This window comes from Thermodesulfovibrio sp., assembly GCF_049969575.1.
Lineage (GTDB): Bacteria > Nitrospirota > Thermodesulfovibrionia > Thermodesulfovibrionales > Thermodesulfovibrionaceae > Thermodesulfovibrio > Thermodesulfovibrio obliviosus.
This window is the reverse complement of record NZ_JBMFOO010000004.1, coordinates 60,144-68,820: the sequence shown is the minus strand read 5'-3', so window position 1 is coordinate 68,820 and position 8,677 is coordinate 60,144. Positions and strand designations below refer to the sequence as shown.

Genomic DNA, 8,677 nt, shown 5'->3' with positions numbered 1-8,677 from the left:
TAGCAGAAGAAATAAAAGAGGAATTAAATTTATGTGAGGCAATAAGGAGGTATTTAAAACCATTTGAAACACATTGATTTTTTATGATTTTTTATGCTATTGTTTTTTAAATAGCCGGTGTGGTGGAACGGCAGACGCGGCGGACTCAAAATCCGTTGGGAGCAATCCCGTGTGGGTTCAAATCCCACCACCGGCATTTTGTTGATGAAGGTAAACTGAAAAACTGTTCAATAAAAATGATAAAAGAAAAGCTGAATCACACCAAAGAAGCTCGGAATCAGGAGTAGAGGTATTTGAGAATGTTATGTTTTTTGATTTTCAAGAAATCGCCATTGTTTGACATGTTTTATGCATCTATAGGTGGGAAAGACATATTTGCCAAATTTAGTCATAGAAAGTTAAAACTACATTTACCCCCCCTCCCCCGAGAAGTTAGGTATTGCCAATATTTGCAAAACTTTTTAAATAAGCCCTCTTTTATTCAATGAAATCACTGCAATTTAAACTAACAGAAGAATCTTTAGTTTCTATCTTTGATAGCCTTGATCACAACATGTCTATTATGGATAAAGAGTTAAATATTCTATGGGCTAATAAAGCCTTTGCTGAAAGATTAGGCATGAATCCTGAGGATGTTAAAGGTAAAAAATGTTATAGCCTGTGGCATAAAAGAAGTAGTCCATGTGAAGGCTGTCCATGCGTTAAAGCCCTTCAAACAGGCAATACAGAAACTGCTGAAAGAATATCAGATGAAGGAAGACACTATATTTTAACTGGATTTCCGCTTAAGGAAAATGGAGAAATAAAGGCTGTCTTTGAAATCGGAAAAGAAGTAACAGAAAAGAAAATAATTAATGAAAAATTCAAGGAAGCTATAAAACTTGAAGGAATTTATGAAGTTCTAAATAATCTCACACATCAGTTTAACAATATATTTAACGGGATCTATGGATTTGCCCAATTGCTGAAAGAGAGAGTTACAGACAAAAATTATTCTCCATACATTGAAAAATTAATTGAATCTGTTGAAAAAGGTGTTAAATTGATTCAGGACTTGCTTGCCTTGAGAAAAGCTCCTTCTATGACAAAAGTTTTTGATCTGAATTTTCTTGTTATTTCCACTAAAGATGTGCTCAAAAATATAGCAGGTGAAAAAATAAATCTGAAGATTTCTTTATCTAAGGAAAGTCCTTTAATTAAAGGAGACCCACAGCAGCTCAGAGAAGTTCTTGTTGAACTTGTTCAAAATGCTAAAAATGCTATACCTGATGAAGGAGTTATATCAATCTCAACTGAAAAAATCAAAATTGACACTGAAGAAAAAATTGTTCTTACAATTTCTGACAACGGAGTTGGTATGGATAAAGAAACACTGGAAAAATGTTTTGAACCTCTGTTTACTCAAGATCCAAGAAAATTTGGAATGGGACTGTCAATTGTAAAAAATATAGTTCAAAAACATAATGGATTTATTGAATTAAAAAGCTCTCCCCATACTGGGACAACAGTAAAAATATTTTTCCCTCTTGCTACTTTACAACAAGAACAGGACACTTAGAATATTCAACAACTTTAGCAGATACGCTTCCAATGAGAAACTTTTTTGTACCGTGTTTTCCATGAGAACCTGTAACAATAAGGTCAACCTTCATTTTATGAGCTGTTTCAAGAATTTTTTCAGCAGGGTCTCCTTCTCTTACAAGAAATTTAATCTCAATAGGTTTTCCAGAAAGAGATTTTCTTATCCTTTCCATATTTTCCTCGGTCTCTCTTTTAAGCACTTCCGTAATTCTCTGTCTGTCAGCATCAGAAAGCTCTGTAAGATAAAGCTCTGGAACTACTGCAAGCACAGTGAGAGATGAATTCATGCTTAAAGCAATCTCCAGCGCCTTTCTTAATGCTTTGTCTGATGCCTTTGAGCCATCATGAGCTACCAAAATTCTCTGCATCTTTTCCTCCTTTATATCTTAATGTCCTTCAGTAACTCTCTGTTTTTCTTGAACCAGTCAACGGTAATCTGAATTCCTTCTTCTATTGAAACCTTTGGAGACCATCCTATATACTGTTTTGCCTCAGAGATGTCTGCCCATGTTGCATAAATGTCTGCTGGATGTCTTGGCTGCCACTGAATTTTTGCCTTTTTTTGAAGAACTTCCTCTATTAAATTTATTACATAAATGAGTTCCACAGGTCTGTCATTACCGAGATTCAAAATCTTATATCCTTCAAGATTCAGACACGCTACTGTTGCCTCTGCAATATCTTCAACAAATGTAAAATCTCTTTTCTGCTTTCCATCTCCATAAACAGTTATTGGCTCTTCAGAGTCTATTTTCTTGATAAATCTGAAAATGCTCATATCAGGCCTTCCAAAGGGTCCATAAACTGTAAAATATCTTGGAATTATTGTATTTATCCCATAAAGATAGTGATAGCTATAACAGAAAAGCTCTGCAGCCTTCTTTGAGGCAGGATAAGGAGCAAGAGGTTTATCTGTGGCATCAGAAACCTTAAAGGGCATTTTTTCTGTATCACCATAAACACTTGATGTTGATGCAAGAATAAATTTTTTAATCTCATGTTCCTTCATACATTCAAGAAGATTGATTGTTCCTGCTACATTTGTCTGAAGATAACCCCAGGGGTTTTCAACAGATGCCCTGACACCTGCCCTGGCTGCAAGATTAATAACAGCATCTATTTTGTGAGTTTTAAAAATGTTTTTCAGTATCTCAAAATCTTCAATGTCTGCTTTATAAAAAATAAAATTCTGAAATTTTCTTAGATCCTGAAGCCTTAATTCTTTAATTTTTGGGTCATAGTAGTCATTCACATTGTCAATGCCTATAACTGTAAAACCTTGATTTAAAAGTAATCTGCACGTTGCCCATCCTATAAAGCCAGCAGCTCCTGTTACAAAAATTGTTTGCATAGTTTTTTATTTTAACATAAAAAGTTATTTTCTTTGTTTAACTTTTATGCTTATGGGAGAAAATTCAAAATTAAATGTCTCTCGCAAAAGTTTTTCAATAAATTTGATATGATGCTGTTTGACTGCTGATTTATCATTAACAAAAACAACAAATGTAGGTGGTTCTACATCAACCTGGGTTATGTAATAAAACTTTAACTCCTTTCCACCTGAGGAAAGTACCACATCTTTCAATTTCTGATTAAAAAGTTTATTCAACTCAGATGTGGATACTCTTTTAGCGTATTCCTCTAAAATCTGGTCAATAATAGGGAAAATTTTTGTAAGTCTTGTTTTATTTGTTGCAGAAACAGTCAGATATGGAGCATAATCCACAAACCAGAGTTTTCTTCTTATTTCCTCTGCAAAAATTTTTGCCTTTCTGTCTCTTTCATCCTGTGGAATTAAATCCCATTTATTAATTAAAATTATCAATCCTTTTTTCTGCTCAGCCACTATGCCAGCAATTTTTTGATCCTGATTTACAATTCCTTCAGTAGCATCTACAACAAGCACTGCAATATCAGCCCTTTCAATACTTCTTAATGCTTTAAAGTATGAAAGCTTTTCAACATAGACTTGCTGGGATATTTCCCTTTTGTAGTAAGAAAGCCTCTTTATCCCTGCTGTGTCTATCAATAGATATTTTTTACCGTAGTATGTGCATACTGCATCAATAGCATCTCTGGTGGTTCCAGGCAATGGACTTACTATCATTCTTTTTTTGCCAAGCAAGGCATTGATAATCGTTGATTTTCCCACATTGGGCCTGCCAACAATAGCTATTTTTGGCAGTTCTTCTTCTGATTTTAATGATTGAGTTAGAGGGAGTCTTTCAATAATTTTTTCAATCAATTCTTCAAATCCATAACCTGTTAGAGCTGAAATCGGTATAAGTTGTTCTGTTCCTATGCTATAAAACTCGTATATTCTACTGAGTTTTGAAGGGTCATCTATTTTGTTCACAACCCATAGAATCTCCTTTTCTGTTTGCCTTAACCATCTTGCTGTTTCAATATCGTCTGGAACAAGCCCCTCTTTGCCATCAAGTAGATGAATTATTAAATCTGCCTCTGATATGGCAATCTCAATCTGTTCAAGCATCTGTTTCTGAATTATATTTTCAGCCTTCTGTTCAGGGAAAAAACCTCCTGTATCAACTACGGTAAATGTTTTGTCCTCCCATTTTGCAACTCCATAGTTTATATCTCTCGTTACTCCGGGAAGTTTATCTGTAATTGCTTTAATTTTATCATCAGACTTAATCATTCTATTAAAAAGCGTTGACTTTCCAGCATTAGGACGACCTACAATAACCACTGTGAACATTTAAATCTCCTTTAGTTTTCTGAAAACTCTTTGGGAAGAACTATGCCAAAAGCTTTGATTTTTTTATAGAGATTGCTTCTTTCTATTCCTATCATTTCTGCTGTTTTTGTCATATTCCAGTTATTCTCTTTAAGTTTCCTCAAAATAAATTCTCTCTCAAAGGCATCTCTTGCTTGTTTCAATGAGGTATAAGAAAAATATGTTTCTTCTCTTACTTTATTTTTTATTATTCCAGTATTTTCAATATCTTCAATCTCTATCACATCTTTTGGAACCATTATCATAAGCCTTTCTATGGCATTCCTTAGTTCTCTCACATTTCCGGGCCAGTCATAATCCTGAAGCATTTTCATTGCCTGAGGCTGCACTGTCTTTTTTTTCCATCCTTTCTCCCTGTTAAACTCATTTATGAAATAATTAATCAACTCTGGAATATCTTCTTTTCTTTCTCTTAAAGGAGGAATATAGATAGGAACAACATTAAGTCTCCAGTAAAGGTCCTCACGGAAATTGCCTTTTTTAATCTCTTCTGTAAGGTCTTTATTTGTTGCTGAAATAATTCTAACATTAACTGTTATATCCTTCGTGCCTCCAACTCTCTGAAACTTCTGCGTTTCAATCACTCGTAAAAGCTTTGCCTGTGTAAGTAAAGACATATCTCCAATTTCATCAAGAAAAAGAGTTCCTTCATTGGCAAGCTCAAACTTACCAATCTTTCTTTCCACTGCGCCGGTAAAAGCTCCTTTTTCATGTCCAAAAAGTTCGCTTTCTATAAGTTCCTGAGGAATTGCTGCGCAGTTTACTTCAACAAAAGGAGCAGTAGCTCTGGGACTCAATAAATAAATCATTCTTGCTACAAGTTCTTTACCAGTTCCAGACTCACCGAGTATTAAAACCCTGGAGTCTCCTTTAGCAATCATTTCAATCTGAGTTTTTATTTTTTTCATTGTTTGAGAACTTCCAATAAGTTCATACCTTTTAGTTACACTGCTACGAAGCTTTATATTTTCTTGTTCAAGGCGTTTAAATTCTAATGCTCTTTCTGCAGTCAATATAATCCTTTCCATTGACAGAGGCTTTTCAAGAAAATCAAAGGCTCCAAGTTTTACAGCCTGAACTGCTATTTCCACATTTCCATGTCCTGAAATCATGATAACTGGAATATGAAAATCCTTTTCTTTTATCTTTTTTATTGCTTCAATTCCGTTCATCTTAGGAAGCCAGACATCAAGAAAAATTAAATCTATCACTTCTTTATCAAGGATATCCATGGCAGCCTCTGCATCTACTGCTGTAAGAGTTTTATATCCCTCATCTTCTAAAATTCCAGAGATAGTCTCAAGAATTCCCATTTCATCATCAACTATTAAAACTTTTCCTTTCAAACAGGCACCTCTATTTTAAAGATTGTTCCATGTGGTTTATTGTCCATAACATGTATATTTCCACCATGTTCATTAACAATTTTTCTTGCAATCGCAAGTCCAAGACCTGTGCCTTCCTTGTTTTTTGAAAAATATGGTAAAAACAACTTTTCTTTTATTTCATCATCCACACCAGGACCAGTGTCAGCCACCTCTATCTCAAGATTATTATTTAGTTTAACAGATATTGTTATTTCACCTTTACCATTCATAGCTTTTATTGCATTGTCAATTATATTTATCAGAACCCTTTTAAATTGCTCTGGATCAAGTAAAACATGTTTAATTTCGTCACACAATACAAGATTTATTCTGACATCCTTGTATCCTTTATAAAGTTCTATCACATCTTCTATTAAGTTTAGCGGATTTACAGATTCTTTTTTAATATCAGGAAGTTTACCCAATTTCTGAAAGGCATCAATTAAATTCTTAAGAGATTCAACTCCTGAGATAATTGTCTGAGTTGATTTTTCAAAGACTCTGCCAAAATCCTCCTCTTTATTTTTCCATTTTTTTATTAGTCTTTCCGTAGCAAGTTTAATTGGAGTAAGAGGATTTTTTATCTCATGGGCAAGTCTTCTTGCAACCTCTTCCCATGCAATTGCCTGTTGTGCCTTAACAATGTCTGTAATATCATCAAATACTACAAGAATTCCTGTAGCTTCGCTTTCCTGAGACTCTCTTAATGAAATAAATCTTGACCTGATTATTTTATTTTTACCTTTTATTTTGATATTTAAATCTTTGGAAATCTCATAAATTCGCTCCTCAGAAAGCTTTTTTATAAATTCTTTTAACTCATCAGATTCAATAAATTCAAGTATTTCTGCATAATGTTTGCCTTCTATTTTATTTCCTGGAATTTGTAGTATTTCTTCTCCTGCTTTATTTATTTTGAAAATTTTTCCACCCTGTCCAATAAAAATAATTCCTGAAGTAATATTGGAAAACATTCTTTCAAGGAGAATATTTCTTTCTGATAGATCAAAATAGGCTTTATCAAGCTTTGCTATCATTTCATTGAAAGAATTAACAAGAATTCCGATTTCATCCGAGCTTTTGGTAAGAATTTTAACTTTAAGATCTCCCTTTGAGACACGCTCGGTTGCCTGAACAAGCTCTTTAAGAGGATTTGTAATTTCCTGGGAGATTTTTAAGGATGCCCATAAAGCTAAAAAAACTATAATAAGACTGAGAAATCCAAGAAACATGAAATAGTTTGACTTAACAGCTTTTCTCATAGAACCCATTTTGAGATACTCTTCGTAATGAGCCTTAACTTCCTCAACCTTTTTTGTTATCTCAGAAGGAATTATCATTTTTAAAACCAAAACACCATTACTGTCAGGTATTGCAACAATAACTAAATCTCCATCTGAAGAAGAGACAATCTGAGCTGATTTCTTGCCCTGAAAAGCATCTTTTACTGATTCTGGCATATCAGTTTTAAAAGTTTTCAATCTTTCAACAGAAATTCCATGAGGAATGCCCCTGATTTTACCATTTTTTAAGTCTTCAGCAAGATTAAGAAGCTTTTCTTTTTCAAAATCGTAAAAAGCCTTAACTGTATCAACTGTTTTTGATATAATTTCTCTGTTTGATTTGGAAAAAATTCTTTCTATTGAATTTTCAAGAACTCCGCTAAAGGCAATGAATAAAAGAGCTGAGGGGATGAGCACCAATCCCACAAAAATGGTCACTATTTTTATCCTGAATCTGTATCCAGGGACTTCTCTATGCTTTTCAAGATAAAGCCTGAAAACGCTTCTTATGACAAAAAATCCCAGGGTTATAAGAGAGATTATGTTTATTACAAAAAGTGAAACGATTATAAACCTTGTAGGAATCTGTTCAGGTGGAAGCCTCAAAAGGTATATTTCAAAACCAAGAACTATAAAAAGTAGCGATGTTAAAAAAACAGGAAAAAAATATTTTTTTAGTCTCTCTTTCATGGCAATCTAAAGTTTTCTGACTCTTTTGTTATTTTTTTTTCATATGTGGGTATAAAAAACAAAATATGTTCAAGCATTGAAGGAAGCCTCTTTATGTTTGATTCAACTGTAATTTTTATGTAATACTTACCTCTTTCCACATTATTGATATTTACAATTTTTACAGGTTCTATTTTTAAAGCCCAGTCCAGAGCCTCCTGCCAGTTTTTAAACCTTTTTTCTGTTAAAGTCTCTCCCTGCAAAGTTTTTACAATGAATTCATCTTTTATTGGATCCGAAATTAAAACTCTCTGTATCTGAACTCCACTTATAAACTCATCTGGAATAATTGACCAACTTCTGTAAAGCTCTATCAGTATAAAAATATTTTTACTTAAACCATTTTTAAAATCTTCAATAAATTCTTGAGAAGGAATAATGCGAGCTTTTACTATGAGGAAAGCATTGTCTCTCTGAATCTCCATATTTATGTTTTCAATTGCCCAGGCATGAAATGGGATAAGCAGTAAAAATCCCACACTAATAATCAGCCTTCTTATGAATTTTTTCATCAGTTTTATTATATTATTTTTTGTTTTACTTTTTCTTAATCTTTGTGTTAAAAACAAAATTAAAGCATTTGGAGGTGGACAATGAAAAAGTTTTTAATTATTGCAGGAACAACATTTATTTTGTTAAGTGGTTGTGCAACAAAGGAGTATGTAAAGGAGCAAACAGATCCAATTTATCAGAAACTTGAAAAAATTGAAAAACAACTGGAAAACATGAACAAAGAGATTTCATCTCTTCAAAAAGAAATCAAAACCGTTGATTCTAAGGTAGATTCTGTGCAGTGGACAGCAAAAGAAGCATTGAAAAAATCAGAAGAAGCTGTGAAAGAGTCTCAGGCTGCAGTTATGCAGGCTCAGGATGCTGCAAAAAAAGCTCAGGCTGCAGCAGAAACATCTAAAAAAGCTTTTGAATTACAACAAAAAAAGTAAATTTGACATTTTAACTTA

Annotated in this window: 8 protein-coding genes and 1 tRNA gene; 3 read left to right on the top strand and 6 right to left on the bottom strand. The window is 33.3% G+C overall.

The genetic code is table 11. From position 1 onward, the window contains the following. The first annotated feature begins 113 nt into the window (after window positions 1-113). Both ACP5O9_RS02250 and ACP5O9_RS02245 read left to right on the top strand, forming a co-directional pair. Window positions 114-196: transfer RNA gene (locus tag ACP5O9_RS02250), tRNA-Leu, on the top strand. A 288-nt stretch (window positions 197-484) separates the two neighbouring features. Further along, window positions 485-1,558 carry a two-component system sensor histidine kinase NtrB gene (locus tag ACP5O9_RS02245; protein WP_428723362.1) on the top strand — a complete coding sequence of 358 codons (1,074 nt, stop codon included), beginning with the start codon at window positions 485-487 and terminating at the stop codon, window positions 1,556-1,558. Here ACP5O9_RS02245 and ACP5O9_RS02240 read toward each other — a convergent pair. Genes ACP5O9_RS02240 through ACP5O9_RS02215 form a run of 6 tightly spaced genes read right to left on the bottom strand, consistent with a single transcriptional unit; the run spans window position 1,530 to window position 8,230 of the window. Further along, window positions 1,530-1,949, bottom strand: a complete 420-nt coding sequence (locus tag ACP5O9_RS02240) for a universal stress protein (protein WP_353684195.1) — start codon at window positions 1,947-1,949, stop codon at window positions 1,530-1,532. The two genes, ACP5O9_RS02245 and ACP5O9_RS02240, sit on opposite strands and share 29 nt — an antisense overlap. An 11-nt stretch (window positions 1,950-1,960) precedes the next feature. Further along, on the bottom strand, window positions 1,961-2,932 hold the full coding sequence (locus ACP5O9_RS02235; protein WP_353685816.1) for an SDR family NAD(P)-dependent oxidoreductase: 972 nt from the start codon (window positions 2,930-2,932) through the stop codon (window positions 1,961-1,963). Window positions 2,933-2,956: 24 nt separating this feature from the next. Further along, window positions 2,957-4,300 (bottom strand): ribosome biogenesis GTPase Der, encoded by a 1,344-nt coding sequence (der, locus tag ACP5O9_RS02230; RefSeq protein ID WP_428723361.1) that lies wholly within the window; start codon window positions 4,298-4,300, stop codon window positions 2,957-2,959. An 11-nt stretch (window positions 4,301-4,311) separates the two neighbouring features. Then, window positions 4,312-5,685: a sigma-54-dependent transcriptional regulator gene (locus ACP5O9_RS02225; RefSeq protein ID WP_424904905.1), complete on the bottom strand. Its 1,374-nt coding sequence runs from the start codon at window positions 5,683-5,685 to the stop codon at window positions 4,312-4,314. Continuing rightward, window positions 5,682-7,679 (bottom strand): sensor histidine kinase, encoded by a 1,998-nt coding sequence (locus ACP5O9_RS02220; RefSeq protein ID WP_353685819.1) that lies wholly within the window; start codon window positions 7,677-7,679, stop codon window positions 5,682-5,684. The genes ACP5O9_RS02225 and ACP5O9_RS02220 overlap by 4 nt, the downstream gene beginning before the upstream one ends. After that, complete coding sequence (locus ACP5O9_RS02215) at window positions 7,676-8,230, bottom strand: DUF4390 domain-containing protein (RefSeq protein ID WP_353685820.1); 555 nt, start codon at window positions 8,228-8,230, stop codon at window positions 7,676-7,678. The genes ACP5O9_RS02220 and ACP5O9_RS02215 overlap by 4 nt, the downstream gene beginning before the upstream one ends. A gap of 81 nt (window positions 8,231-8,311) precedes the next feature. On the opposite strand from ACP5O9_RS02215, the gene ACP5O9_RS02210 reads away from it, so the two are divergent. Further along, window positions 8,312-8,659 carry an alanine-zipper protein gene (locus ACP5O9_RS02210; protein ID WP_353685821.1) on the top strand — a complete coding sequence of 116 codons (348 nt, stop codon included), beginning with the start codon at window positions 8,312-8,314 and terminating at the stop codon, window positions 8,657-8,659. Window positions 8,660-8,677: the final 18 nt, after the last annotated feature.